This is a genomic window from Knoellia sp. S7-12, from assembly GCF_040518285.1.
In the GTDB taxonomy this organism is placed as follows: Bacteria; Actinomycetota; Actinomycetes; order Actinomycetales; family Dermatophilaceae; genus Knoellia.
In genome coordinates this window covers 3930602-3956993 of sequence record NZ_CP155449.1, presented here as the reverse complement: position 1 = coordinate 3956993, position 26392 = coordinate 3930602, and the positions used below count along the sequence as shown (strand labels likewise).

At 68.8% G+C, this 26392-nt stretch carries 30 protein-coding genes; 21 read left to right on the top strand and 9 right to left on the bottom strand.

Annotated features, from left to right (window positions below; all coding sequences use genetic code 11):
- Positions 1 to 23 precede the first annotated feature (23 nt).
- Positions 24 to 542: a YqcI/YcgG family protein gene (locus V6K52_RS19125; RefSeq protein ID WP_353953818.1), complete on the bottom strand. Its 519-nt coding sequence runs from the start codon at positions 540 to 542 to the stop codon at positions 24 to 26.
- A gap of 110 nt (positions 543 to 652) precedes the next feature.
- Between V6K52_RS19125 and V6K52_RS19120 the strand changes: the two genes are divergently transcribed.
- Genes V6K52_RS19120 through V6K52_RS19075 form a run of 10 tightly spaced genes read left to right on the top strand, consistent with a single transcriptional unit; the run spans position 653 to position 10025 of the window.
- Positions 653 to 1195: a hypothetical protein gene (locus tag V6K52_RS19120; protein ID WP_353951697.1), complete on the top strand. Its 543-nt coding sequence runs from the start codon at positions 653 to 655 to the stop codon at positions 1193 to 1195.
- Entirely contained in the window at positions 1183 to 1572 is a 390-nt protein-coding gene (locus V6K52_RS19115) for a hypothetical protein (protein ID WP_353951696.1), read from the top strand. Before V6K52_RS19120 ends, V6K52_RS19115 begins: the two co-directional genes overlap by 13 nt.
- A 29-nt stretch (positions 1573 to 1601) precedes the next feature.
- A complete protein-coding gene (locus V6K52_RS19110; protein ID WP_353951695.1) occupies positions 1602 to 2690 on the top strand; it encodes an acyl-CoA dehydrogenase in 1089 nt (362 codons plus the stop codon).
- The gene (locus tag V6K52_RS19105) at positions 2687 to 4072 is read left to right on the top strand and encodes a bifunctional PIG-L family deacetylase/class I SAM-dependent methyltransferase (protein ID WP_353951694.1); all 1386 of its coding nucleotides are present in this window, start codon (positions 2687 to 2689) and stop codon (positions 4070 to 4072) included. Before V6K52_RS19110 ends, V6K52_RS19105 begins: the two co-directional genes overlap by 4 nt.
- Positions 4069 to 4767, top strand: a complete 699-nt coding sequence (locus tag V6K52_RS19100) for a glycosyltransferase (RefSeq protein WP_353951693.1) — start codon at positions 4069 to 4071, stop codon at positions 4765 to 4767. Before V6K52_RS19105 ends, V6K52_RS19100 begins: the two co-directional genes overlap by 4 nt.
- Complete coding sequence (locus V6K52_RS19095) at positions 4768 to 5853, top strand: glycosyltransferase (RefSeq protein ID WP_353951692.1); 1086 nt, start codon at positions 4768 to 4770, stop codon at positions 5851 to 5853. It abuts the gene before it with no gap.
- The gene (locus V6K52_RS19090; RefSeq protein WP_353951691.1) at positions 5850 to 6908 is read left to right on the top strand and encodes a glycosyltransferase; all 1059 of its coding nucleotides are present in this window, start codon (positions 5850 to 5852) and stop codon (positions 6906 to 6908) included. The genes V6K52_RS19095 and V6K52_RS19090 overlap by 4 nt, the downstream gene beginning before the upstream one ends.
- Complete coding sequence (locus tag V6K52_RS19085; protein WP_353951690.1) at positions 6901 to 7770, top strand: galactosyltransferase-related protein; 870 nt, start codon at positions 6901 to 6903, stop codon at positions 7768 to 7770. The genes V6K52_RS19090 and V6K52_RS19085 overlap by 8 nt, the downstream gene beginning before the upstream one ends.
- Positions 7771 to 7775: 5 nt before the next feature.
- Positions 7776 to 8504 (top strand): response regulator transcription factor, encoded by a 729-nt coding sequence (locus V6K52_RS19080; protein WP_353951689.1) that lies wholly within the window; start codon positions 7776 to 7778, stop codon positions 8502 to 8504.
- Between the two features lie 12 nt (positions 8505 to 8516).
- Positions 8517 to 10025 (top strand): fused MFS/spermidine synthase, encoded by a 1509-nt coding sequence (locus V6K52_RS19075; protein ID WP_353951688.1) that lies wholly within the window; start codon positions 8517 to 8519, stop codon positions 10023 to 10025.
- A 75-nt stretch (positions 10026 to 10100) separates the two neighbouring features.
- Here the strand turns inward: V6K52_RS19075 and V6K52_RS19070 are convergent, their stop codons facing one another.
- Entirely contained in the window at positions 10101 to 11279 is a 1179-nt protein-coding gene (locus V6K52_RS19070; protein ID WP_353951687.1) for a zinc-dependent alcohol dehydrogenase, read from the bottom strand.
- On the bottom strand, positions 11276 to 13378 hold the full coding sequence (locus V6K52_RS19065; protein ID WP_353951686.1) for a catalase: 2103 nt from the start codon (positions 13376 to 13378) through the stop codon (positions 11276 to 11278). The genes V6K52_RS19070 and V6K52_RS19065 overlap by 4 nt, the downstream gene beginning before the upstream one ends.
- 217 nt (positions 13379 to 13595) lie before the next feature.
- Between V6K52_RS19065 and V6K52_RS19060 the strand changes: the two genes are divergently transcribed.
- The 3 genes from V6K52_RS19060 (at position 13596) to V6K52_RS19050 (ending at position 16676) form a co-directional block, all read left to right on the top strand.
- The gene (locus tag V6K52_RS19060) at positions 13596 to 14051 is read left to right on the top strand and encodes an SRPBCC family protein (protein WP_353951685.1); all 456 of its coding nucleotides are present in this window, start codon (positions 13596 to 13598) and stop codon (positions 14049 to 14051) included.
- 44 nt (positions 14052 to 14095) lie between these two features.
- Positions 14096 to 15691: an NAD(P)/FAD-dependent oxidoreductase gene (locus V6K52_RS19055; protein ID WP_353951684.1), complete on the top strand. Its 1596-nt coding sequence runs from the start codon at positions 14096 to 14098 to the stop codon at positions 15689 to 15691.
- A gap of 121 nt (positions 15692 to 15812) precedes the next feature.
- Positions 15813 to 16676: an SDR family oxidoreductase gene (locus V6K52_RS19050; protein ID WP_353951683.1), complete on the top strand. Its 864-nt coding sequence runs from the start codon at positions 15813 to 15815 to the stop codon at positions 16674 to 16676.
- A gap of 18 nt (positions 16677 to 16694) precedes the next feature.
- Here the strand turns inward: V6K52_RS19050 and V6K52_RS19045 are convergent, their stop codons facing one another.
- The 4 genes from V6K52_RS19045 to V6K52_RS19030 form a co-directional block, all read right to left on the bottom strand.
- Positions 16695 to 17171, bottom strand: coding sequence for an SRPBCC family protein (locus V6K52_RS19045; RefSeq protein ID WP_353951682.1), 477 nt, complete (start codon positions 17169 to 17171; stop codon positions 16695 to 16697).
- A 2-nt stretch (positions 17172 to 17173) separates the two neighbouring features.
- Entirely contained in the window at positions 17174 to 18130 is a 957-nt protein-coding gene (locus V6K52_RS19040) for an SDR family NAD(P)-dependent oxidoreductase (RefSeq protein ID WP_353951681.1), read from the bottom strand.
- A 63-nt stretch (positions 18131 to 18193) separates the two neighbouring features.
- The gene (locus V6K52_RS19035; RefSeq protein ID WP_353951680.1) at positions 18194 to 18727 is read right to left on the bottom strand and encodes an SRPBCC family protein; all 534 of its coding nucleotides are present in this window, start codon (positions 18725 to 18727) and stop codon (positions 18194 to 18196) included.
- The gene (locus V6K52_RS19030; protein WP_353951679.1) at positions 18724 to 19125 is read right to left on the bottom strand and encodes a metalloregulator ArsR/SmtB family transcription factor; all 402 of its coding nucleotides are present in this window, start codon (positions 19123 to 19125) and stop codon (positions 18724 to 18726) included. Before V6K52_RS19030 ends, V6K52_RS19035 begins: the two co-directional genes overlap by 4 nt.
- On the opposite strand from V6K52_RS19030, the gene V6K52_RS19025 reads away from it, so the two are divergent.
- The 8 genes from V6K52_RS19025 to V6K52_RS18990 all read left to right on the top strand — a co-directional run bounded on the left by V6K52_RS19025 (position 19027) and on the right by V6K52_RS18990 (position 25508).
- Positions 19027 to 19533: a dihydrofolate reductase family protein gene (locus V6K52_RS19025; protein WP_353951678.1), complete on the top strand. Its 507-nt coding sequence runs from the start codon at positions 19027 to 19029 to the stop codon at positions 19531 to 19533. The genes V6K52_RS19030 and V6K52_RS19025 overlap by 99 nt on opposite strands.
- Positions 19534 to 19604: 71 nt before the next feature.
- Entirely contained in the window at positions 19605 to 19961 is a 357-nt protein-coding gene (locus tag V6K52_RS19020) for a YciI family protein (protein ID WP_353951677.1), read from the top strand.
- Positions 19962 to 19997: 36 nt separating this feature from the next.
- On the top strand, positions 19998 to 21260 hold the full coding sequence (locus V6K52_RS19015; RefSeq protein ID WP_353951676.1) for an RNA polymerase sigma factor: 1263 nt from the start codon (positions 19998 to 20000) through the stop codon (positions 21258 to 21260).
- Positions 21261 to 21275: 15 nt separating this feature from the next.
- Complete coding sequence (locus tag V6K52_RS19010; RefSeq protein WP_353951675.1) at positions 21276 to 21971, top strand: class I SAM-dependent methyltransferase; 696 nt, start codon at positions 21276 to 21278, stop codon at positions 21969 to 21971.
- Positions 21972 to 22462: 491 nt separating this feature from the next.
- The gene (locus V6K52_RS19005) at positions 22463 to 24145 is read left to right on the top strand and encodes a DUF222 domain-containing protein (RefSeq protein WP_353951674.1); all 1683 of its coding nucleotides are present in this window, start codon (positions 22463 to 22465) and stop codon (positions 24143 to 24145) included.
- A gap of 133 nt (positions 24146 to 24278) precedes the next feature.
- A complete protein-coding gene (locus V6K52_RS19000; protein ID WP_353951673.1) occupies positions 24279 to 24665 on the top strand; it encodes a DUF1304 domain-containing protein in 387 nt (128 codons plus the stop codon).
- A 24-nt stretch (positions 24666 to 24689) separates the two neighbouring features.
- Positions 24690 to 25058, top strand: coding sequence for a UBP-type zinc finger domain-containing protein (locus tag V6K52_RS18995; RefSeq protein ID WP_353951672.1), 369 nt, complete (start codon positions 24690 to 24692; stop codon positions 25056 to 25058).
- Between the two features lie 36 nt (positions 25059 to 25094).
- Positions 25095 to 25508, top strand: coding sequence for a PPOX class F420-dependent oxidoreductase (locus tag V6K52_RS18990; protein ID WP_353951671.1), 414 nt, complete (start codon positions 25095 to 25097; stop codon positions 25506 to 25508).
- Here V6K52_RS18990 and V6K52_RS18985 read toward each other — a convergent pair.
- Positions 25480 to 25968 (bottom strand): hypothetical protein, encoded by a 489-nt coding sequence (locus tag V6K52_RS18985; RefSeq protein ID WP_353951670.1) that lies wholly within the window; start codon positions 25966 to 25968, stop codon positions 25480 to 25482. The two genes, V6K52_RS18990 and V6K52_RS18985, sit on opposite strands and share 29 nt — an antisense overlap.
- Before the next feature lie 11 nt (positions 25969 to 25979).
- A complete protein-coding gene (locus tag V6K52_RS18980; protein WP_353951669.1) occupies positions 25980 to 26378 on the bottom strand; it encodes a hypothetical protein in 399 nt (132 codons plus the stop codon).
- Between the last annotated feature and the right edge of the window lie 14 nt (positions 26379 to 26392).

Here is a 26392-nt window from a genome sequence, read left to right as displayed (position 1 = left end):
GTTGCCCACAGGCGGTCGACGTCTCACGCCCGGAAGAGATCACGCATCCGGTCGTGTCGCCCCGACGCCTTGAGCTCCTCGAACTGCGAGCGAAGGTTGAAGACGAGCACGGGCCAAGGAGTTCGGCGGGCCTCGAGCGAGGCGTGCGGGTGGAGCCCGACGACAAAATAGGCGGTCCCGCCGACGCTGAAGGAGAAGTCGACGTCTGTGGGGTCATCGGATACCTCCGGGCTCCAGGGGGCGTCGTCGAAGTCATGAAGGTGCTGAAGGGTGGCCCAGAGCCGGTCCTCGAATGTGGACTCCGTCAGCGGCGGCTCGCCACCGAAGGCGGCGATGAGCGACGTGTAGCCCTTGCTCAGGTCCGCATTCTCACCGAAGCCGCGCAGGGCGCGGAACACGTCCAGACTGCTGCTGACATTGCCGAGTCGCCCAGTCGTGACGCAGGGGGAGTCGGGGCCGAGCAACCACGGCGCGAGGTGGTGACGAACCTCGTCCTGGGTGGGGGTGGTGGTGGAGTGATTCATCTGCTTCATCTGCTTCATCACGGGGGCCTCCTGGGGCTGACTGACCTTCAGCCTTTCCTGATCCCTCCTTGCGCGGTACCTCCCTAGGGGTGAGCCGGTAGTGAGTGCACCGAACCTACGGTCGAGTCATGACCGCATACAGCACCTCTGTTCGTGCTCTTCACCTCGTGACCAACGCCGCGTGGTTCGGTGGCTCACTCATGGGCGCTGTCGGACTCAATCCCGCTGCCCGCGAGGGCGACACGCCCAGGGAACGATCCGAGGTCGCCGAGACGGGATGGACGAAGTGGGGTCCGGTCCAGGGGGCGGCCATCGGCCTGCACCTCCTCAGCGGGTTGGCCATCGTCGCCGACAACCGCCAACGCACACTGAATCACCGACCGACCACCATCGCCGTCGTGCTCAAGACGACGCTCACGGGGGCGGCGCTCGCGGCGAGTGGCGCGGCATACCTCTCCGGCGCCAAGCTCGGCGAAGCGAACGAGCAGGCCGGCGAGAACCCAGTCGCGCGCCGACAGGCTCGTGAACTGTCGCAGCGCCTGCGCTGGTTGCAGTGGGCCACTCCCGTGACCACAGGCGGCATCCTGATCCTCGACGCCTATCTCGGTGAGCAGCAGCGCGGCGTCGCTGGGCTGCTGGACCGACCGGGTTCGCTGCCGTGGCGCAGGTGAACGGCCGCTTCGAGTTCGCCTTTGCCCCGGCCTACCGGCTGCCCGGGCTCCTCTTCGGCATTCGGCCAGGCACGGCGCACGTGACCGTCACGGATGACGAACTTCAGGTGCGGTTCGGGCTCTGGTCCCTTGTCACTCCCCGCGCCAACATCGCCACCACGGAGATCTCCCGGGACTTCAGCTGGCTCAAGACCGCGGGTCCTCCCCATCTCTCCTTCGCCGACCGTGGCGTCACTTTCGCCACCAATGGTGAGCGAGCACTGTGCGTCCGGTTCCTCGAGCCGGTCGCTGGGATCGATCCCACCCGCACCATCCGGCATCCGGGCGCGACCCTCACGGTCGCGGACCCGGAGTCGTTGCAGCGCGCACTGCTCTGAGCGCAGCCACCGCCCACAAAGGAGCTTCTGTGATTGAACCCCGAGTCACCACCGGCTCCGCCGAGCCGCGGACCGGCGGACCGTCCACGCCAACCTTCCTCGGGTGGGCGGACCAGGGACTCGTGGCCGCTGCCCGCTCCGCAGGCCCGGACATCGACGGGGCCCTCGATCTTGCCCGCGCACTCGGCCCCACGAGCGAGAGCCTTGGACGGTCCACGTGGAGCTACCTCCAGACCCTGGGATCTATGGGTGCCGGGGACCTCACGGTCGCGCGGGTCGTGGAACCCCACCTCGATGCGCTCGCGATCCTCGGCCAGGCTGCCCAGCGCGATCGCGGCGTCGATGGCAGCTGGCCCAGTGCAAGCGCGCCGCGTGGAAGCACGTGGGGCGTGTATGCCGCGCACGCACCCGGTGCGCACCTCGACGCCCACGCGGTCGGTGGCGAGTGGATGCTGTCCGGGGTCAAGCCGTGGTGCTCGCTCGCCGACCGGTTGTCCCATGCCCTCATCACTGCGCACATCGACGAGTCGCGCCGACAGGTCTTCGCCGTGGACCTCACCCACCCCGGAGTCCGGGTGAGCGACGACCCCTGGGTGTCGCGGGGCCTCGCGGCCGTGCGCAGCACTGCTCTGGAGCTCGACGCCGTGCCCGCGATGCCCGTGGGGCCGCCGGGGTGGTACCTCGATCGACCGGGCTTCTCCTGGGGAGGTGTGGGGGTGGCCGCGGTGTGGTTCGGCGGCGCCTGTGCGCTCGCCCAGCGGGTGCTGGAGGCAGCTCACGCTCGTGAACCGGACCAGCTCGCGCTGCTCCACCTCGGTCGGCTCGACCTCGCGCTGCAAGGGGCTGAGCACGCGCTGCGTGCCGCCGCCGACCGCATCGACTCGGGTGAGGCGACGGGCTGCGCCGGTGAGATCATGGCCGCCCGCGCCCGGAGCACGGTTGCCAGCGCCACCGAGCTCGCCCTCTCGGAGACGGCCCGCGCCCTGGGCCCGGCACCACTCACCTGCGACGAGGAGCACGCGCGTCGCGTCGCCGACCTGACCATCTATGTCCGGCAGCACCACGGCGAGCGAGACGTGGCCCGGCTCGGGTCGCTGCTCGTCGGGCGAGCGACATGAGTCCCCACACGGGCTCACTCCATCACCCCGACGGCGAGACTCGCTGGATCGGCGATGAGCGCTGGGCCACCCTGGCGAGGCCGACGACGGCGACCCTTCTCGCGGGACACAACCACCTGCTCGTCGTGGCGGCCCACCCGGACGACGAGTGCCTGGGTGCTGGCGCGTTCATTGCTGACGCCGCCTGCCTGGGAGTTGACGTCAGCATCCTGGTGCTCACCGACGGTGAGGCCTCGCACCCGCGCTCGCCCACGGTTGCGCCCGCCCGCATGGCGTCGATGCGCAGTGCCGAGGCGGACTGTGCAGCCGCCGTCCTCGCTCCGTCCGCCCGCATCGTCCATGCCGGTCTCGCTGACGGCGACCTGCCGTCCCGTCACGCCGAAGCGGTCGCCGCGATCCAGGACCTCATCCGTCCCGGCACCCTCGTCATTGCGCCGTGGACGGCCGACGGCCACCCCGACCACGACGCGGCTGGACGGGCTGCCACTCAGGCCGTGGCCTCGACTCCTCGCAGCCACGATGGGCCGGTCGGTTTGGCGCACTACCTCGTGTGGCTGTGGCACTGGGGTCAACCGGATGACCTCCCGTGGGCGGAGTCGGTCGTGGTGGATGCGACGCTCGACGGCCTCTCCAAGAGTGAGCGCGCGCTTGCGGAGCACCGCACCCAGCGGCTGCCCCTCTCGCCGGCGGTGGGGGACGAGTCGCTGCTCACCGCAGACGTCCTGGCGCCCTTCCGCCGCGGGTTCACCACCCTCGTGCTGGGCGGCCAGGAGCCGATCCGGTGGTCAGACGAGGAGCAGGACCAAGGGTCGGGACTGCAGCAAGTGGGCCAGACCTTCGACGAGATGTTCGCCGACGGCGACGACCCGTGGTCGAGCGAGAGCTGGTACGAACGCCGAAAGCGCGCTCTCACCCTCGCCGCGCTTCGCAGCGAACGCTACGACAGGGTGCTCGACGTCGGATGCTCGACGGGCGCGCTCACCACCGCGCTCGCGGACCGCGCCGACACCGTCGTGGCCGTCGACGCCAGTTCGCGCGCGTTGGCGGTCGCGAGGCGCAGTGGGGCACAGAGCGTCTCATGGGTCCACGGTGTGGCACCTGAGGTCCTGGGAGACGTCGAGGGGCCCTTCGACCTCGTCGTGCTCTCGGAGGTCGGTTATTTCCTCAGGCCGTTCGACCTGTGGCTGACTCTTGCGGCTGTGCTGAGGAGACTCGCGCCCGGCGGGGAGCTCCTCCTCGTGCACTGGCGCCACCCGACAAAGCACATCCCCTCCGACGGTCCGACCGTCCATGGACAGATCCGGGCCGTCTGCGAACGATGGTCGACGTCGAGCCACGCAGAGCCTGACCTCCTGGTCGATGGCTACTCGGTGACGCGATGATCACCGCTGTCCATGTCGTCATCCCGGCACGCGACGAAGAGCAGCTGCTGCCACGGTGCCTCATCAGTGTCGAACGGGCCCGCCTCGCGTTGCGAGCAGTGAGGCCAGATCTGCTCGTCGACGTCACCGTCGTTCTCGACAGTTGCCGCGACCGCTCCGCACTGGTCGTGGAGACAGCTCGGGTGCACAGCACGGCCGTGGACTTCGGGATGGTCGGCCCCACCCGGGACGCCGGGGTGCGCTGGGCGCTTGCGTCCAGCGCCATGAACGGCATCGCACCTCAAGACCTCTGGATCGCCTGCACCGACGCTGACACCGTCGTCCCCACGCACTGGCTCACCGGGCAGGTCGAGCTGGCTGTGGATCACGACGCGGTTGTCGGCACCGTCGAGCCGTTCGGACTCACGGACACCGAGGTGCTGACCAAGTGGCGGGCGCGTCACCACCTCATCGAGGGTCATCCGCACGTGCACGGCGCCAACCTCGGGCTGCGCGCCAGCACCTATCTCGACGTCGGCGGGTTCCGCCCGTTGGCCACGGACGAGGACGTCGACCTCGTCCGAAGGATTCGCGCCCACACGACCAGATGGGTCGCGACGGACGCAGTGCGCGTGGCCTCCTCGGCGCGTCGCCTGAGCCGGTGTCGTGGTGGCTTCGCGGACTTCATGACGACGCTCGAGGACGAGGTGGGCTGAATGCGGATCGCCATGTTCGCGACCTCCCGGCATCCGATCATCGAGCCGTATGCCGGCGGGCAGGAGGCGCACACCGCGCTCCTCGCGCGTGGGTTGCGTCGGCTCGGTCACCATGTCCGGCTCCACGCCTGCGCCGGTACCGACCCGTCGTTGGCCGACGAGCTCGTGCCCTATCCGCAGCTGCCGCGGCTCAGTGAAGTCGCCGCGCTCGACCACCAGCTGCCAGAACCTGAGTTCCTGCGCGACCACGCCGCCATGACCAGTGCGGTCGTTGACCTTCTGGCACGGCCCGACATCGACGTCGTGCACAACCAGAGCCTGCACTTCCTACCGTTGGCCTTCAGCAAGGTGCTCCCCGCGCCCCTGGTCACGACCCTGCACACCCCACCCTTCCCATGGATGGAGCTGGGAGTCGCCCTCGCAAGTCCGGACACGGCATACGCCTGCGTGTCCAGGGCGAACGCTCGCGACTGGACCACCCTCCCGACACCGCCGCGGGTCATCCTCAACGGCGTCGAGGACGACGGGGCAGGTCCGGGTGTGGGCGGTGACGACCTCGTGTGGATGGGCCGGTTCACGCCCGAGAAGGGCGCCGACCTCGCGATCCGGGCGGCTCGGCGTGCCGGCCGTCCGCTGCGGCTCGCGGGTCCCATCAGCGACCGGGTCTGGTTCGAGGACGTCATTGCTCCGGAACTCGGCGGGGATGTCGAGCACGTCGGTCACCTCTCCCACGTGGATCTCGCGGCGCTGGTGCGGACCAGTGCTGCCGCCCTTGTCACCCCGCGATGGGACGAACCCTTTGGCCTGGTTGCTGCGGAGGCGGCCATGTGGGGGACGCCAGTCGTTGCCCTCGCCCGGGGTGGGCTGGAGGAGGTCGTCACACCTGCGATCGGCGCGCTGGTGAACTGTCGGGGTGATGAGGAGCACTTGGTAGCAGGGCTGTTCGAAGGTCTGTCCACCGTGTCGGATCTGCAGAGAGCCGACGTGCGACGGGCCGCGCGTCGGGACTTCGGCGTCGAACGCATGGTGGCGAAGTACGTCGAGCTCTATCGCGAGCGCATCCTGAGCCGTGAGGACCAGCCATGAAGGTGGGGTGGTACGTGCACCACCACGGAGCCGGGCATCGCACCCGGGCCACCGTCGTGGGCAGCGAACTCGTCGCCCGCGGCGCGGACGTCACCCTGCTCGGATCGGTGCTTGACCGCGCCTCGGCCCGGGCCGGTTCGCTGAGCACTGTCCTCCTTGCCATGGACGCTCCGTTGCCGGAGGGAGGCACCGAATCGGGCGCCGACGTGACGGTCCACGGGCGAATGCACTGGGCGCCCCTGTGGCACAGCGGATTCCGTGAGCGCATGACGACGATCGCCCGGTGGGTCCAAGTGGAGGAACCCGACGTGATCGTCGTCGACGTGTCGTGCGAGGTGGCCGTCATGGTGCGTCTCCTCGGCATCCCCGTCGTGATCGTGGCGCAACCCGGCGACCGCCGCGACCCGGCGCACTCGGCGGCCCTGGACGCAGCATCCGCAGTCCTCGCTCCGTGGCCCTCGTGGGCGACCGAGCAGATCTGGCAGAGGGCCGGAGCCGCGAGCTCGACTCCCGGCCACCCGCCTGTCGTGGCAGTCGGGGGGATCACCCGTCGCGCTGCAGCCGGCGGCCCACCGGCCACTCCTGGTCTCTCCCTGGTCCCATCTCGGGAGCGCCCGCGTGGGCTTCTGCTCACGGGCTCCGAGGGCTTCGACGATCCGCAGCTGCCCGAGGTCATCACCAAGGCGGTCCCGGAGGTCGACTGGATGATGGCCGGGGGAGGCGCTTGGCTCCCGAACATCCAGAAGCACCTCGCCGGCTCGGACATCGTCGTCACCCACGCCGGCCAGAACGCGATCGCCGACGTCGCAGGCTGGGGGGTCCCAGCAGTGGTGGTTCCGCAGAGTCGCCCCTTCGCCGAGCAGGCGCACATGGGCGACGTGCTCGGTGGCTCGGGGATCGCCCACGTCGTGCACCACGACGACGTCAAGGGCGCGGACTGGGGCGACCTCGTGCGCCAGGCCCGAGCCGATGGCGGGCAGAGCTGGGAGAAGTGGGGATGCCAAGGGGCTGCGGCTCGCGCGGCCTCACTGGTCGAGGTGGTGGCCGGTGCCTGAAGTGTCCACGGTGGTGACGATCGCCCATGGCCGCCACGACCACCTGCGCGAGCAACGCCGGGCTCTGCGGACGTTCTCTCCCGAGACTGCACACGTCATCGTGGCGATGGACGACCCACGCATCGACGACGTCGTGGGGCGAGAGTGCGGCACGACCGTCATCCATACCGAGGGCGACCCCCTGGGGCTGCCGCTCGCCAGGGCCCGCAACCTTGGGGTGGAGGCCGCGCTCACCGGTGGCGCCGAGCTTGTCATCCTGCTCGACGTCGACTGCGCCCCTGGGCCGCATCTCGTGACTGCCTATGAACGGGCAGCGTCCCGGGCGCCCGGGACCCTGCTCGCCGGGCCGGTGACCTATCTCGACGAGGGCGTGGGCGTCCCTGCCGACCCCTGGCTCCTCGATGGACTGAGGGCTCCGCACATCGTCCGCCCCGACCCTCCCGTCGGTGAGATCCAGCGCGGTGGCGACCACGCCCTTTTCTGGTCCCTGAGCTGTGCCATGACGCCGACGACATGGCGCACGGTCGGAGGCTTCCACGAGGAGTACGTCGGCTACGGCGCGGAGGACACCGACTTCGGCTGGTCCGCCCGCTCGCGAGGCGTCGACCTGGCGTGGGTTGGCGGGGCTGATGCCTACCACCAGTTCCACCCGGTTTCACGCCCACCGGTGGAGCACCTGGCAGACATCGTCCGCAACGCGACGACCTTCCACCGTCGCTGGGGTGAGTGGCCCATGCGGGGGTGGCTGGAGGAGTTCGCACGCCGAGACCTCGTGATGTTTGACGGTGACTCTCTGGGGTACGAGGGCTTCGTGATGCCCCCACACAAAGAGCGGCGGCACGCCAGGACGCACGTAGAGTAGGAGCCATGAGCGCAGCACCACGCCTGACCGCGTTACCCACTGCCCGACCCCTCACCCTGGCCGTCGTCAACGACCACGAGCTCATCGTGCGCGGGGTCGCAGCAATGCTGGGGCCATTCCAGGACCTCATCCGCGTGGTCGAGCTTGACGTCGACGCGCCGGTCACTCGCCCGGTCGACATCGCGCTCTATGACACGTTCACCCGCACGAACCTCGGCTCCGAGGATCTCGACGACCTCTGCGAGAACCCGCACATCGGCCGGGTCGTGCTCTACACGTGGTTGCTCACCGAGGAGCTCGTCGCCTCTGCCCGTCGTCGGGGCGTCCACTCGGCGCTGCACAAGTCGCTCGATGCCGAGGCTCTCGTCGAGGCCCTGATCGCGGTCCAGGATCGGCGCTTCGAGGTCATCCCCTTTGTCGAGGAGCCAGATCTTGCCAGCAACACCTGGCCGGGGCGCGATCAGGGACTCACCGCGAGGGAGTCAGAGATCATCGCTCTGGTCACCGCTGGATACAGCAACAACGAGATCGCCGAGCGCACCTACCTCAGCATCAACTCGGTGAAGTCCTACATCCGCACGGCCTATCGCACGATGGGCGTGACGAGCCGGAGCAGAGCCGTCCTCTGGGGAATTGACCACGAGATGGCGCCGACGCGTCTGCGGGTGCTGCTCCCCGCCGCCAGCGCTGGCGAACACAGGGTTCCCCTGGCCCAGGTGAGAGAGACCTCCTAGATCTGCCCGTCGGTGATTTCCCAGTCCGCGCCCGGGCCCGAACGCATGGGTGGCAAAACGGCTGGCGCACTGGTCTTCGGGACCAGCGGCGCGGTGCTCGTGGTCGAGCTGGTCTCACTGCGTCTGCTCGCGCCCTACCTCGGGTTGACGCTCGAGACGAGCACCTTGGTCATCGGCATCGCCCTCGCCGCGATCGCCGCTGGTGCATGGGTCGGTGGCCGCGCAGCCGACGGGGATGACCCGCGGCGGCTGCTTGCGCCGCTGCTCGCAGTGTCCGGTGTCGTGGTGTCGCTCATGCCCTTCGTCGTGCGCGGCGCCGGGGAGCTCACCGGCCCGGGAGTCTTCCTCGTGGGCGCTCTCGCGATCTTCGTCCCCGGCTCCCTGCTGTCGGCGGTCTCACCGATCGTCGCCAAGCTGCGCCTCACCGACTTGTCCGAGACTGGCAGCGTGGTCGGCGGGTTGTCGGGCACCGGGACGCTCGGGGCGATCGCCGGGACGGTCCTCACCGGCTTCGTCTTCGTCACGGCGTTCCCCGTGAGTGTCGTCCTCGTCGGGCTGGGGGTGCTGCTCGTGCTGGCGTCACTGGTCCTTGGACTGTGGGGTCGCGGTCTGCGGCGGGCGGGCCTGCCCGTCGCGTTGCTCGTCCCCGGCGCGCTCGGTGCCGTGTGGGGACCGGGCAGCTGCGACGCCGAGACCGTCTATCACTGCGCCCAGGTCGTCCCCGACGAGGATCGCGCCACCGGACGGCTGCTCGTGCTCGACGGGGTCCGGCACTCCTACGTCGACCTGGCTGATCCGACGCATCTCGAGTTCGACTACGTCGCCGCGTTGGCCTCCGTCACGGCCACCCAGTTCCCTCCGACGGAGCCGCTCACGGCATACCACCTCGGTGGTGGGGGACTGACCCTGCCGCGCCACCTCGCGCAGGTCCGCCCGGGGACGCGAAGCGTCGTCTCCGAGATCGACAGGGGAGTGCTCGAGATCGATGTCGAGAGCCTCGAGCTGCAGACCGGGCCGGACCTCGAGGTGCGGGTCGAGGACGGACGGTTGGGGGTGAGGTCCATGGCTGCATCGAGCCAGGACCTCGTCGTTGGCGACGCCTTCGGTGGCGTGACGATCCCGTGGCACCTGACGACGCGTGAGGCCGTGTCCGATGTGCGTCGAGTCCTCGCGCCGGGTGGTGTGTATGCCGCCAACCTCATCGACTTCGGTCCGATGGACTTCGTCCGGGCCGAGCTGGCCACGCTGCGGGCCGAGTTCGACCACGTCGTCCTGGCCGCCGAGACGGAGACGATCGCGAAGGAACCCGGCTCCGGAGGCAACCTGGTCGCAGTCGCCTCTGATTCTCCCGTCGACAGCGCGGCCTTCGTCGATGCCATGGTTGAGCGCGGACTGGGGTGGGAGGCGATCGAAGGCGCCGAACTCGACACGTGGATCGGTGACGCCATGGTGCTCACCGATGACCACGCGCCCGTCGACCAACTCCTCACGCTTTCGCCACCCCAGGCCGAGGCGCCCTGACCTGGGGTGGTCCACGGGGTCGTCAGGCGGTGTGGTCGGGCCCGCGAGGCGCGCCGCCACCAAGCGCGACTCTGCTCATGGCTTGAGGACGACCTTGACGCAACCGTCCTCCTTCTTCTGGAACATCTCGTATGCCGCGGGCGCCTCGCTGAGCGCGGGCCGATGCGTGGCAAGGCTCTCCAGCCCCAGCGGGTCACCGTCCGCGAGTGCGACCGGGATGATGTCGTCGATCCAGCGCTTGACGTGGCACTGACCCATGCGGATGGTCAGCCCCTTGTCGAACATCTCCATCATCGGCATCGGGTCGGCCATGCCTCCATAGACACCGCTCACCGAGACCGTCCCGCCTCGGCGCACCGACCCGATGGTCGAGCGGAGTGCGGCCAGGCGGTCGATGCCGACCTTCTCCATCATCGGCTTGGCCAGCCTGTCGGGGACGAAACCGACCGTCTTGATGGCCGCCTCGGCGATGGGGCTGCCGTGCGCCTCCATGCCCACGGCGTCGAGCCCACCGTCGACGCCGCGACCGTCGGTGAGGTCACGGATCGCGCCTGGCACGTCGTCGAGGTCGGACCTGATGACCGTCGCGCCATACTGCTCTGCCCGAGCCATGCGTTCAGGGACGTTGTCGACGCCGATGACCCGGAGCCCGCGGTGCACGCCGATCGCGACCGCGAGCAGTCCCACCGGGCCGAGACCGAACACGGCGAGGCTGCCGCCCTCGGGGACCTCCGCGTACTCGACGCCCTGCCACGCGGTCGGAAGGATGTCGGACAGATAGAGGAAGCGCTCGTCCGCGACCCCCTCGGGCACGAGGATCGGCCCGAACTGGGCCTGGGGGACCCGGAGGTACTCCGCCTGTCCGCCCGGCACGGAACCGTAGAGTTCGGTGTAGCCGAAGAGCGCAGCACCCTTGCCCTGCGATCGCACCTGGGTCGTCTCGCACTGCGCCATGAGGCCGCGCTCGCACATCCAGCAGTCACCGCAGGAGATGTTGAACGGGATGACGACGCGGTCACCGGCCTTGATGTGGGTGACCTCGGCACCCACCTCCTCGACGACGCCCATCGTCTCGTGACCGAGGACGTCGCCGGGGGAGAGGAACGGCCCGAGCGGGTCATAGAGGTGCAGGTCCGAACCGCAGATCGCGGTGGAGGTGACCTTGATGACTGCGTCCGTCGCCTGTTCGATCCGAGGATCCGGGACGTCCTCGACGCGGACGTCCCTCTTGCCGTGCCAGGTCAGTGCCTTCATGCGGTGAGGTCGCGTTCCCAGTGACGCGGTCCAGCAATACGATCGATGTATGCCGTGGTGTCCTTCGCCGTGTCGAGCGCCAGGCAGGCATCGTCCAACTTGCCGGTGAGCCCGGCCGCGGCGACGAGCGCCTCGGTGCCGGAGCCGACGCCGACGACCTTGTAGTGGGTGAAGGCGTCGGTGAGGAAGTCACGCGCGGCGGGCTCGTCGGCCAGGGCCTTCTCGCCCTCGGCTCCCGCGAGGATCGCGACGGTGTCGTAGAGCACCGACGGCGCACCGGCCACGGCCTGTTTGGCTGCGAGCACCGAACCGTCCGCGAGGGTGGCGCCGCCGACCTTGACCGCGACGACCTCCACGGTGCCGCCCGCCTTCTCGACAGCCTTGGTGAGGCGTTTGACCGCGGCTGCGTTGGCGCCGTCGCCGACGAGAAGTCCGAGCTTGCGGCCCTCGAAGGTCACCTTCGCGTTCGCCAGGATGCTCAGTGCAGGTGAGACGTCGGTCTCCACGACGGGAGCGGCGGCTGCGGACGCCGCGGGAAGCGGCATACCCAGCTTGTCGGCAATCCCGGACGCGAGGGCCTCGTCGACGTTGCGCAGGTTGGCGATCATGCGCTCGCGGATCGCGGGAATCTCGCACTTGCCGAGCTCGAACGCATAGGCCAGGACGATGTGGTCCTGCTCGACCGGCGTCTGGCTGATCCAGAACTGGCGAGCCTGGCTGTAGTGGTCGGCGAACGACTCCGCCCGAATGCGGCGGGTCTGCCCGTCGACCGGCGCCGGGAAGGGCACATGCCCGTCCGGACCGGCCTCGCGCGGACCCCGGTCGTCACCGGTGAACGAATTCGGTTCGTATGCCGCGCGGCCGGGTTGCAGGGACGTCTGCATGTGGCCGTCGCGCTGGAAGTGCGCCACCGGGCACTTGGGTGCGTTGACTGGGAGCTGGCTGAAGTTGGTGCTCCCGAGCCGCTTGAGCTGAGTGTCGAGGTAGGAGAAGTTGCGGCCCTGGAGCAGCGGGTCGTTGCTGAAGTCGATGCCGGGCGGGACGTTCTGGGTCATGAACGCGACCTGCTCGATCTCGGCAAAGACGTTGTCCACCACCCGATTGAGCGTCATCTTGCCGATCGGGCGGACCGGGATGAGTTCCTCGGGGATGAGCTTGGTCGCGTCGAGGACATCGAAGTCGAATGAGTCCGCAAAGGCGTCGTCGAAGATCTGGACACCGAGCTCCCACTCGGGGAAGTCGCCGGCCGAGATCGCGTCGAACAGGTCACGGCGGTGGAAGTCGGGGTCGGCGCCGTTGATCTTCACGGCCTCGTTCCAGACCACTGACTGCATGCCGAGCACGGGCTTCCAGTGGAACTTCACGAACTGGCTCTCACCGGCGGCGTTGACGAAACGGAACGTGTGGACGCCGAAGCCCTCCATCATCCGGAACGAGCGGGGGATGGTGCGGTCCGACATCTGCCACAAGGTCATGTGGGTCGACTCAGGCATGAGCGAGGCGAAGTCCCAGAAGGTGTCGTGCGCCGACTGGGCCTGCGGGAAGCCGCGGTCCGGCTCCTCCTTGACGGCGTGCACGAGGTCGGGGAACTTCACGGCGTCCTGGATGAAGAAGACCGGGATGTTGTTGCCGACGAGGTCCCAGTTGCCTTCGTCGGTGTAGAACTTCGTCGCGAACCCGCGCACGTCGCGAGCGAGGTCGAAGGAGCCGAGGTTGCCGGCGACGGTGGAGAAGCGGACGAAGGTCTCGGTCTTCTTGCCGGCCTTCGCAAAGATGCTCGCGCGGGTGATGTCGGCGAGCGACTCATAGGCCTCGAAGACGCCGTGGGCGCCGTAGCCGCGGGCGTGGACCACGCGCTCCGGGATGCGCTCGTGGTCGAAGTGGAAGATCTTCTCGCGGAAGGCATGGTCGGACATCAGGGTGGGACCGCGGTCGCCCGCTCGCAGGGAGTTGTTGTCGTCCTCGATCGGGGCGCCGTGAGCGCTCGTCAGGACGGGGCTGTCGCCTCCTGCCAGCTGGTGGAGCTCGCCACCGTTGCCGAGCTTTTCGGTGGCCGGGGTCGCTTGGGCTCGTGCAGCGGACTTCTTCTTGGTCGCCATGCTTGTCTCGTCCCTCTCGCAGTGGGTGCTCGGAAGCCGATCGCTTCGTGAGCCGTGCGCTCGTCCTCTCGACGCTATGCCTCTGCCCCAGGGCCTACTACCCCCCTTGGGGTGTGGTGCCACCCCCATGGCTCGACGAGCATGGCTGCGACGCAGCGCCATGACGCGCGCCACAACGGGTGACCTAGTGTGAAAGTCCCAACTGAAGGAGGCCCTCGTGGTCCACATCGTCCGAGAGTTCGAGGTGTCCTGCGCTCAGGACGCTGCGGTCGCCTATCTGGCCGACTTCGCCCACGCCGTCGAGTGGGACCCCGGGACGGTGTCGTGCGTGCGCAACGGTGACGCATCGGGACCCGTCCTGCCGGGCGCGACCTGGACCAACACGAGCAAGGTGCTCGGCCGCGAGACCCAGTTGCAGTACGAACTGGTGACCCTCGAACCCGATCATGTGGTCCTGCAAGGGAGCAACGACACCGCCGACTCGACGGACGACATCCACGTCACCGCCCTCGACGGAGACCGCAGCACGATCCGCTACGCGGCCACGATCACGTTCAAGGGAGTGGCTCGGTTCGCCGACCCCCTGATGCAGCTCGTCTTCAAGAAGGTCGCCGACGACACCGTCCGAGACATGACCGCCGCCCTCACCCGTGTGGGAACGCAGCGTGGTTGACCCGGGTCCTCGGGACTGAGACGGGACAGCGGGTGTTGAGCGCCATGGAGACAGCGGACGCGGTGGTGGTCGGCGCGGGACCCAACGGTCTCGTCGCCGCCAATGCGCTCGTCGACGCGGGCTGGGACGTGGTGCTCATCGAGGCCAACGCCGAGGTGGGTGGTGCGGTCCGCAGCGCCGAGGTGACAGCGCCCGGCTACCTCAGCGACCTGTTCAGTGCGTTCTATCCGCTGGCCGCTGCGAGCCCCATCGTTCGTGACCTCCACCTCGAGCAGCACGGTCTGGTCTGGCGCCGGGCGCCACACGTGCTCGCCCACGTCCTCGATGACGGCAGCGCCGCAGTCCTCTGCGACCGGGCGCAGGACACGGCGGCCGGGCTCGACGCTCACGCCGCGGGCGATGGTGACGCCTGGCTCGAGCTCGTCCACGGGTGGGACCGCATCCGCGATCCGCTGCTCGACGCCCTGTTCACACCGTTCCCGCCGGTGGTCTCTGCCACCCGCATGCTGCGTCGCCTCGGGGCAGCGGACACCCTCGACTTCGCTCGTCTGGCAGTGACCCCTGTCCGCAGGCTCGCGCAGGAGCGGTTCACGGGGCCGGGCCCCGGGCTGCTTCTCACCGGCAACGCGATGCACAGCGATGTGCCCCCGGATGCTGCCGGCAGCGGGATGTTCGGGTGGCTGCTGTGCATGCTCGGTCAGGATGTCGGCTTCCCGGTGCCACAAGGGGGTGCGGGTGAGCTGGCGCAGGCGCTGCGACGGCGGGCCGAGAGCAAGGGTGCGCGAGTGATCACCGGGACTGCCGTCACGGCCGTCACCGTGGAGCACGGTCGGGCGAGTGGAGTGCGCCTGGCCGACGGCCGGGAGGTCACTGCCCGACGTGGCGTCCTCGCCGACGTCCCGGCTCCTGCGCTCTATCGCGACCTCCTCGCCGGTCAGCCACTCCCGGCGCGTCTGTTGCGCGACCTCGACCGCTTTCAGTGGGACAACCCGACGATCAAGGTCAACTGGGCGCTGGACCACCCGGTGCCGTGGCGGCACGAGGGCGCCCGGGGGGCGGGGACGGTGCACCTGGGTGTCGACACGGACGGCTTCGTCGACTTCGCGGCCGACCTGTCTGTGGGTCGGACCCCGCAGCGCCCGTTCATCCTCTTCGGTCAGATGACGACCTCGGACCCCACTCGCTCGCCCGAGGGCACGGAGTCGGCCTGGGCCTACACCCACGTCCCGCACGGGGGTGACTGGACCGGCGAGCGGCTCGACCAGCACGTCGACCGCATCGAGGACGCCATCGAACGGGTCGCCCCGGGTTTCCGCGCGACTCAGGTCGCTCGCCACGTGCAGTCCCCGGACGACCTCGAGCGTGCGGACGCAAATCTCGTCGACGGTGCGATCAACGCCGGGACGTCAGGGCTGCACCAACAGCTTGTCTTCCGCCCCACCACCGGACTCGGTCGACCCGAGACGCCGGTGCCGGGGCTCTTCCTCGCGAGCGCGTCGGCGCACCCCGGCGGAGGAGTCCACGGGGCCTGCGGATGGAATGCCGCTCGCGCGGCGCTTGGAGCAAACGGTCGCCTCACCGGGGGAGTGCGTCGAGCCCTCATGCGGACGGCCTGGAACCGATTGCTGCCGCGCGAGTGACAGTCGTCCGTTCGCGCCGGCCCGCGGTCCGCATGGAGGTCACCATGTGGCGTTGTCTCAGCCGGGTCGAAGAGGAAGAGTTGGCCCATCCCATCCTTACCGAGCCCGGAGGAACAGTGCCATGACACGCGCCAAACTCAGGCGAATCCCTGCCCAGTCGCAGAACTGGCCAGGCACGACCGCTGACCTGTCACCCGCACCTGACCACGGCGAGACGTCATGGGTCGGGCGCGGGCGTCTGGAGAACAAGCGAGTTCTTGTCACGGGTGGCGATTCTGGGATCGGTAGGGCGGTCGCGATCACGATGGCCAAGGAGGGTGCGGCGGTGGTCATCGCGCACCTGCCGCAAGAGGAGGCCGACGCGGAGGACACCGTCCGGACCATCACCGAGGCGGGTGGCTCCGCCCACCGCCTTGCGAGCGACCTCACAGAGCTGTCGGCCAACCATCGGCTTGCCAAGGACGCGGTGAAGCTCCTTGGCGGCCTCGACGTGCTCATCTGCAACGCGGCCTACCAGATGACCTTTGACAGCATCGAGGCCTTCCCGCCGGAGCAGATCCAACGGACTTTCGCCACGAACGTGTTCTCTCCGTTCTGGCTCATCCAGGCCCTTGCCGGTGAACTGGAGAAGTCTGGCGGGTCGGTCATCGTCACGACGTCGGTCCAGGCCTACGAACCGTCCGGGCACCTTCTCGACTATGCCGCGACCAAGGCCGCCCTCAACAACATGGTCGTCAACCTCGCGAACGAGCTGGGCCAGCGTGGTGTCCGCGTCAACGCCGTTGCCCCGGGCCCGATCTGGACTCCTCTCATTCCTTCGACCATGGCGCCGGAGAAGGTCAAGGGTTTCGGCACGGACACGCCGCTCGGTCGAGCAGGGCATCCGGTCGAAGTTGCGGCGGCCTACGTCTTTCTGGCCTCCGACGAGGCGAGCTACGTCTCGGGCACGGTGATCGGCGTCACGGGTGGGCGCCCGGTCTTCTAGGCCAGCGAGTCAACGACGTCAGGCCGGGTGATGACCGCCGCGGTTGTGACGGCCCTCGGCGAGGAAGGCCAGCCGCTTCAGTGCCTCGACGTTGCGCGGGCCGATCGCGAGCTGGCGCACCGGCTTCGGGATGAGGGTTCCCGGTCCACTGGAGGCGTCCTCCTCGATCTTCACGGTGCAGCCGCCGTCGCGCGGTGTGATCGAGATCGAGACTCGGGCCTCGCCTGCCGGCCAACCCCGTGCCGTGAGGACGAGCTCGGACGCCTCGACGGAGCTCTCCACCTGAGTCGTGTCGTTGAGAAGCGCCGGCCAGATGCCGAACGAATGGTGGATCTGCGCGTCCTTGGCCGGCCAGCTCGCGTCGACGTCCCGCACGCGCGAGGCCCCCACGACCCACGTCGCGTAGTACCACCCGTCAGCGAGCACATCCCACACTGCCTGGCCCGGGGCCTCGATGTCGCGGGTGACGGTGACGACTCCATCGTTCTGTTCCATGATCAGCTCCTCTGTCGATGTGCGCGGCCGACTGCGGCCGCGCCGGCGGCGGCACCAGCGAGTGCGGCCCCACGCATCCAGTGTCTGCCCCAACGGCCGTGCAGCGCCTCACCCTCAGGGAGGGGTGCGAGCACGTTGCCGGGCGAGTTCTCGACCTCGCCGCGTGAGAGCCCTCCGATGCGCATGAGTGGGGTCACGAGCCGGTCGAAGACCGCGGGTGCGACGCGGAACGCGGTCACAACCAAGTGGTTGGCCGGCCCGACCGACGTCTCACGGCGCGGACGCTTGAGAGCGCGCACGACAGCACGAGCAACCTTCTCGGGGGAGTCGACCGGCGGCGGGGGTCGACCGTTGCGCCGCAGGTAGGTGCCGGCCTGCAGGTAGACGGGCGTGTCGACTCCACCCGGCCACACGAGGCTGATGTCGATGCCGGGCGTGCTGCGGGCTTCAATCTGCAGGGTGCGCACGAGGCCGTGCACGCCCCACTTCGCCGTGACGTAGGAGCTCATCCAGGGAGCGCTGATCTTGCCGAGCATCGACCCGACCACCACCAGGCTCCCGCCACCGGTGTGGGAGAACGCCTGTAGGGCTGCCCGTGCGACGTTGGCTGTGCCGGTGAGGGTGGTGTGGATGGACGCGTCGAAGACCTCTGCGGGCACGTCCTCGAAGCGTCCGTAGGCGAGCGCCGTAGCCGAGTGCACCACCCCGTCAAGGGGCCCGAACCGCTGCCGGGCTGCATCGAACGCTGCCGTGAGCGACTCGACGTCGCCGACGTCGGCCACCGTGACGAGAGCCAGCCCGCCGCGCGCCTCGCACTCCTGACGCACCGTGTCGAGCGCCTTGTCGGAGCGAGCGAGGAGCACGAGGTTGGCCCCCTCTTTGGCGAGCTGCAACGCGGTCGCCCGGCCGATCCCGCTGGAGGCGCCCGTGATGAGTACGGTCCTGTTGGTGCGGGTCATGACGCCAGTCTGCGCCCTTGCCCAGCGGAACGGGGGTGAGGACCTGTGCCGAGGGCCCTGGTCTCAGGCCAGTTCGACGCGGTAGTGATCCGAGAGGACAGGAAAGTACTCGTCGAAGTCGATGGCGCCCGGGTCCCCTCCGGTCTCGGCCGCAACCATGCGGTCGAGGTAGTAGTCCCAGCCGGGACCGACGCCCTCGGCGAGCGTGGTGTCGCCAACCTCCTGCGCGAAGGTCAGCGTCGTCACCCCGTCGTTCTCGGCGAGGTCGATCTGCCACAGCCATTCGAGCGAGCTGTCGTCGGGGCGTGCCGAGCGCATGACGACGCGCCGCGGTGCCTCGCACTCGTCGATGTGGATGGTCTCCTCGGGAGCGTCCGCAGCCTCCGCCGTCATCCAGAACGACACCGCACCGCTCGCCGGGTCCCCACTCCAGTGGCCGATCCAGCGCACGAGCCGGTCGGACTCGGTCACCGCCGCCCAGACGTCGGTGATCGGTGCACGGAAGGAGCGTTCGAACACGAGGTATGCCGTGCCGTCCCGATCCTCGCGGCGTCCCGTTGCGTTCGGGGTGGGTGTGGGTGTGCGCGTGGTGCTCATGCGGTCTCCTGGGATGGGTGCTGTGTCGTCAGGTCTGCAGTGCGTGCTGTGCGAGCGGTGCCTGCGGTGCTTGTCGGGGCGTGCTCTCGGACGGTGCGGCGGACCTCGAGGTCGAGGCCGTCGAGCATCGTCTCGGTGAACCGGGGCGCGACCGCGAGGTCCGCGAGGTAGTCGGCCACGGGTGCGAGCCCGGCGTGCTCGAGCCGGTAGTGCCGCTCGCGCCCGATGTCCTCAGCCTCGACGAGTCCTGCCTCGCCGAGCACGCGGAGGTGTCGGCTGATCGCGGGTCGGCTGATCGCGTGCTCGGCGGCAAGGTCGACGACTCGTGCTGTGCCGTGTGCCAACCGACTGACCAGATCACGGCGGACCGGGTCAGCGAGAGCTGCGAAAGCGTCCATGGGTTATTGGTAACGCAACAGTTACCAATCTGTCAACCGAAAGAAGTTCGGCAGGCATGTCGAAAACGCGCAGGGCCCGCTCGCAAGTACGTCGTCTCCACCACCCTCGAGGACGCCACGTGGGAGAACTCCAGCGTTGTCGGCGGCGGCGCCGACCAGGACGTGCGGGCCCAGCTCGAGTCGCTCAAGGCCGAGCACCACCTCGGCACGACCGGCAGCGCCACCCTCGTGCGGTGGATGCTCGAGCAGGGCCTCGTCGACGAGTTGCACCTCCTCGTGCACCCCGTCGTCGTCGGCTCCGGCAAGAAGCTCTTTGCCGATGGGGCGAGCGTCGCGCTGACGCTCGTCTCTTCCACTACCTTCAGCACCGGAGTGCTGCACTTGGTCTACGCCCCGGCTGAGGTGTGACCCTCATCCGCCCCCTGACCCGCACGACTGACCCACAACGACTGAGCCACACACGACCGAGGAGAACCGCAATGCGCTACATGGTCATGCACTACCAGACCCAGGAGATGGAAGACGGCGTCGTCCCGTCGCCCGAGCAGCAGGTCGCCATCGGTGAATACATGCGCGAGGCATCACTGTCCGGGGTGCTCCTCGGCGGGGAGGGTGTCCACGGCAGCAGCAAGGGGGCCCGCGTCGAGGTGACCGACGGCTCGGTGCGCGTCATCGACGGACCTTTCGCCGAGGGCAAGGAACTCATCGGAGGGTTCGCGATCCTCGACGTGTCCTCACTCGAGGAGGCGGTCGAGCACGCCCGCAAATTCGCGCTCATCGTCGGCACCCATCGCGTCGACGTCCGCCAGGTCGTCGAGTTCGCCGACCTCGCCTGAGTTCTCCGCCCGCGACAGCAACGGGATCGACCTGACATGAGCACCGCAGCAGTCGACGCGACGATCGCCACCCTGTGGCGCGTCGAGTCGCCGCGGCTCATCGCTCGCCTGGGCCGACTCGTCGGCGACCTCGACACCGCCGAGGAGCTGGCCCAGGACACGTTCACCGCAGCGATCGAGAAGTGGCGAGCGGACGGCATACCCGACAATCCGGCAGCATGGCTGACGACGACGTCGCGCTACCTCGCGATCGACCGAATCCGCCGCCGGGACACCGGCCGTGACAAGCTCCGAACCGTCGCGGCCACCACGGCAGAGGCGTCCGGGATGGATGTGGACCGCATCGTCGACGGTGATCTCGCCGACGACCTGCTCGGACTGATCTTCATGTCATGTCACCCTCTGCTCGCCCCCGATGCGCGGTCGGCGCTCGTCCTCAAACTCGTCTGCGGTCTCACGACTCCCGAGGTGGCGCGGGCGTTCCTCACACCGGAATCGACTGTGGCACAACGCATTGTGCGGGCCAAGCGCACCCTGGCCGCCGCAAACATCCGCTTCGAGCTGCCCGGCATGGATCAACGGGCGGAGCGGCTCGATGCCGTCCGCGAGGTCATCTATCTCGTCTTCAACGAGGGGTATGCCGCGTCAACGGGTGACGCGTGGGTGCGCACCGACCTGTGCCACGAGGCGTTGCGACTCGGCCGGATGCTCGCGGCGCTCACGCCGCGTGATCCTGAGTCGCTCGGGCTGCTGGCGCTGATGGAGATTCAGACGTCGCGGCTCGCAGCACGCATGGGGGCCGATGGTTCCGCCGTGCTGCTGCTCGACCAGGACCGATCGCGTTGGGACCCGTGGCTCATCCGTCGTGGACTCGACCTCATCGACCGGATCGATGCGTTGCGAGGAACCGCTGGCCCCTATGCCCTCCAGGCGGCGATTGCGGCCTGCCACGCGCGGGCAGCGACGGCCGGGGAGACGGACTGGCTGCGCATCGCAGCGCTCTATGACGGCTTGGTGCAGGTCGTGCCTTCGCCCGTCGTCGAGCTCAACCGCGCGGTGGCGGTGGGGCGCGCGTTCGGCGCGGAGGCGGGACTCGAGATCGTTGCGCCGCTTCGGAGTCTCCCGGCGCTCGCGAGCTATCACCTGCTGCCGGCCGTGGCTGGCGACCTCGAATGCACTGCGGGCCTGCACGAGCAGGCGCGCGACGACTTCCTTCGGGCAGCGTCGCTGGCCGGGAACGCTCAGGACAGGGCGACGATGCACAAGCGCGCCGCCGAATGCGCAGTGCACTCGGCGTGACCGACACTGGTCGACATGAACGAGCACCACGAACGCGGGCATGGCGACCACTACGGCCACCTGAACCACGGGGACGTCGGCGATGCTGGCCACTGCCGGGCCGGTCACGCCCCCGCTGACTGGGATGCGTTGTATGCCGAGAGCGACCGGATCTGGAGTGGCAACCCCAACGGTGCCCTCGTCTCCGAAGCAACCGGATTGACTCCCGGCACCGCCCTCGACGTCGGCTGCGGTGAAGGGGCCGACGCCATCTGGCTGGCCCAACAGGGCTGGCAGGTCACCGCGATCGACGTGTCGTCCGTGGCGCTCGACCGCGCCCGCGCGCACGGCGAGGGTGCCGGGGTCGCCGTGGACTGGCAGGTCACCTCCTTCATGGGTATGCCGTCTCGGGATTCACGCTTCGACCTCGTCATCGCGTTCTATGCGGCCCTCGTGAAGGACGGTGGCGCGACGCTCTCGACCCTGCTCGACGCGGTGGCACCCGGTGGGACTCTCCTCTTCGTGCACCACGCCGACGTTGACCGGGAGCAGGCACTGGAGCACGGCTTCAACCCCGACCACTTCCTCGACGTCGCCGAGGTGGCGTCTGCCCTCGACCGCGGCTGGACCATCGACGTGCACGAGATCCGGGACCGAGACATCGACGGTGGGGCCGGGCAGCACCACACACGCGACGTCGTCCTTCGTGCCCTTCGTTCACCCGTTCTGTGAAGGTTGCGCGGCTGGCGCAGTGATTCTTCCCGAGTGCAGCTCGAGTGTTGGCCGTGGCTCCTCGGGGGTGCCACGGCAAGTCCTGAGAGTCAGCTGAGCCAGGGACCGTCGCGCATGAGCGTGCGGTCGGCGAGCCCGGGAACTTCTCGCCACACCTGGATGAGCACGGGCGTCACGACGTATGCCGCGTAGTCCGTCCCGGTCGCGTGACTCGGTCTCTCGCTGGCTGAGGGTGTCCCTCTGTCCCTCCGCTCCTCGCGCCGCCTCGCCTCGGCGAGGCCGTTGGTGCCTGCACTGGGCCGCGCACTACCGACGGCAGCTCTCCGTGGGAGGGCTGTCGGGGGTCTTGGTTAGCGTGGTCTCAGTCGGGTTTGCACCTCGGACCGACACCGCGCGCCTATATGCGAATTCGGTTGCCCGAGTGGCGAATTCAGCCCAGAGCGTAGGTAAAACTCTTGACATACGAACACCAGTTCGACGACAATTGAGGCATGAACGAGACACCCGCGACCGACGTAGCGCGATTGCGCGCGGTGTTGGAGGGTGCCCGTGACGCGCTGGCCTGTGATGAGGGCGGGGTGGGTCCGTTGGGGGACGTGCTGGCCCGGTTGAGCGGTCCCGAGCTGGCGGAGTTCATGCGGCTGGCTGATGACGTGAAGGCGCGTGCGGGTGCGGCGCAGATCCGGGTCACCGCCGAGGCCGCGCACCGGGGCGAGTTCACTGCGGCTCGTCGTGGGGAGGGTTCGGTGGGGGCGTGGGTGCAGGAGCACGCGCCGTCGCTGCGACAGGACGGCGGCTATCAATTGGCCCAGTTGGCCCAGGACGTGGCGTGCTCGGTGCCCGGCGGGTTGTGGTCCACCGCGGGCCCGGGGGCGGGGGCGTACGCCGACCCGGACAAGCCTGAAGGCGTGGTGTGGGCGCGGGTGCTCACCGGTGAGGTCGGTCCTTGGCTGGCGTTGACAGCACTGCGCGAGATGGCCAAGTTCGAGGACCAGTTGGAACCGGACGCTGTGCCGACGGTGGCGCGGGCGATCCTGGACCACGGTGTCCTGTGGGGACCCGCGGAAGCCAGGAAGCTTCGCCCGCACCTACTCGCGATGTTCGGTGTCGAGGGTGAGTTCGACGACAAGCAGAAGAAGCTGCGGAAGGCTGCTTATCTGAGTTCACCGAGGGTCAATGATGCTGATATCACCGAGTACCGGCTCGGGTTGACCCCCGAACAAGCCGCCACGTTGGAAGCGGTCATCGGGCCGTTGTCCCAGCCCGCACCCAACGACGTCACGGGTGAGCGGGACCTGCGACCGGCCGAGCAACGCCGCGCGGAAGCACTGGCTGCGGTGTGCGGGCAGGTCGCCGGTCAGGACGCAGACCACACCGCACCGGGTGGAGCGTCCACGACCCTGCACGTCGGCATCAACGCCGGCGATCTCCTCGCGCACTTCCCGAACCCTGAAGACCCGCACACCGACACCGTCACCCCGTCAGATTCTGCTGAGAAGTGTGGACGGGTGATGGTGTCGCGGGCGCAGGCCACGATGCTGGGCCCGGCGATCGTGCGACAGATGGCGTGTGACGCCGACATCATCCCGGTCGTGTTCGGTGCCGACGGGGAGATCCTCGATGTCGGCCGTGCGGTCCGACTGTTCACCAAGGGTCAACGCCGCGCCCTGTGGCACCGTGACAAGACCTGCACCTACCCGGGCTGTGATGTCCCGGCGGGGTGGGCTCAAGCACATCACCTCATTCACTGGGTCGACGGTGGCCCCACGGATCTGGGCTACGCGGCGTTGTTGTGTCAACGCCACCACACCCACGTCCACGACAAGCGACTCATCGCCACCGTGCACCCACCCAACGAGCACGGCGCGTCGGTCACCTGGGACCTGAGTCCGGGGTCCTACGACCGTGACCTTCCCGCACGCCTGAACCAGATCCGGCGCGAACGCGCGAAGCAACGCGCCACCGCGCAACAACGAGCAGCGCAACGAGCCTGCCTCGACACCGGACCACCCGACCCCTGGGTCGACCAGCCACCCGAACACGTCATCCAAGCCTGGGTCGACGAGTGGATGGCCGACGAGCAGGACCGCGAGCGGTGGCAGGCCCGACGCAACGCCGAGTTCGACGACGCCTTGGCCACCATGCTCGACGAGGAACGCACCCACACCGCCTGAATCTCACCGCTGACCGGCTCCCACATGAGCGCGCAGTAATTGCGACACACATGGTGGGTGGCCCATCTCGTGAAGGGGTGAAGCGTGTTGGGTTCGGGACATCGCGGCTGGCCAGCACTCGTAGGCTCAGCCCATGACCACTGTCGCGTTCGTCCTCGCCGGCATCGCAGCTTTGATCCAGGTCTACATCTTCCGGCTCGAATCGCTCGCCTGGACCGACCCGAAGACCAGGGCCGTCTTCGGCACCACCGCCGAGGATGCCGAGGTGACGAAGCCCTTGGCCTACAACCAGGGCTTCTACAACCTGTTCCTCGCGATCATCGCCGTCATCGGCATCGCCGTGGGGGCCTTCGCGGGGGCATCGTCCGACGACCTCTCCGCCGGGTTGATCCATGCCGCGTGCGGATCGATGGTGGCGGCGGCCCTCGTCCTCGTGACGAGCGACAGCAGGAAGCTGCGCGCCGCCCTCATCCAGGGGCTGGCGCCGGCGCTCGCCATCATCGCCCTCGTGCTGAGCTGAACGCCGCAGAGTAGCGTCGCTGTCATGCCCGCTCCCGTGACCTTCCCAGAGTCCGCAGACCTCGACCCCACGGTCCCGCCGTCGGGCCCTGGATGCGCGGAATGCACTGCGGCACAAGGTTGGTGGGTGCACCTGCGTCGATGCACCGCCTGCGGACACGTCGGTTGCTGCGACTCGTCTCCCGGACAGCACGCGAGCGCGCACTTCCGCGTGAGTGGCCACCCGATCGTCACGAGCTACGAACCCGGCGAGATGTGGTTCTGGAACTTCACGACCGAGGAGATGGGCCGGGGCCCGTCCCTCGCCGAACCGTCAGCTCACCCCGAGGACCAGCCAACACCCGGGCCGCAGGGGCACGTCCCCGACAACTGGCGCGATCTCATCCACCCGTGAGCGGACGGCATACCCACCCATGAATGACGCAACACAGTGACATCGCCCACCGATCCGCTCGCAGAGCAGCAGTACGTCGAGCTGACGACGTTCCGGCGCAATGGAACTCCCGTCGCGACCCCCGTGTGGATCGCGCCCGACGGCGACGACCTGCTCATCGTCACGGTCGACAACACCGGCAAGACCAAACGTCTTGCGCACACCGCGCGGGTGGAGCTGCGTCCGTGCGATGTGCGTGGCGGTGTGGCGCCGGACGCTCCGCGGTATGCCGGACGCGCGCGAGTTGATCGTGGCGTTGCCGCGGTGGCCCGGGTGAAGAAGGCGATCGGTGCGAAGTATGGCTGGTGGTATCGCGCGCTGACGCTCGTCGAACCCGTCCTCGACCGGCTGCCGGGACGCAAGGTCCGGGCCGCGATCGTCATCACCGACGTTTCGCTGCTCGCGTCCTGAGCTCCTTCTCGATCGAGCGGGCAAAGCCTGAACCCATCGCGGCGAGGACACCGTGCATCGTCGCCTGAATCGCCGGCTTCGCCAGGCGCGGGAACGGCAGGTCGGCCGTGACGGTGAGCTCGATCCGCAGCCGGGTCGACTTCTTTGCGTCGGCGTCGCTGAGGTCGTAGCGACCGTCGGTCCCTGCGCGCTCCCTGCCTCTGCTCGGTGGGGTGTGGGTGAAGGTGATCGCAGACTTCGGGTCATAGGTCATCGCCTCGGTGAAGCCCAGCTCGAACGACTGGCCGAGGACCGGAATCTTGACGAGCTGCCAGTGCCACAGATCGCCGGTGGCGGTGATCGAGCGGACCATCGGCGTCAGCCGGGCCACGGTCGCGGGGTCGGTGAGGACGTCCCAGACGAGGTCACGCGGATGCGCCACCGTCGCTTTGGACGTCTTGGATGCAGAGAAGGTCGCCACGTCAGCAGAACCTAGTAGCCCGACGACGAGTCGATGATCGACACGCACGTGCCACCCAGCACGAGACTGCCCAGGGCCAGCCCGAGCATGAGTCCCACACCCCAGGGCCGGGTGCTCTTGCCGAACAGCAACGGGACGCCGAGGAGGGGCGGGATGACCGTCACGAGGAACACCTTGAACGCGACCGGGCCCGGAAGTTGAACGAGGGCAAACGCCAGGACCGGCGCCAAGATCGAGACAGGGAGGCCGATGAGGAACCCGAAGAGCGTCTTCGCCCACGAGGGGAGACCGGGGGCCGGTTGGCTCTGGCCGTAGGGGTTCGGCGGACCGTAGGGCGGCGGCGGGCCCTGCGGCGGCGGGCCCTGCGGCGGAGGTCCCAGTGGTGGTGGGCCCTGCGGTGGCTGGGTCATCGTTCCTCCTGCGT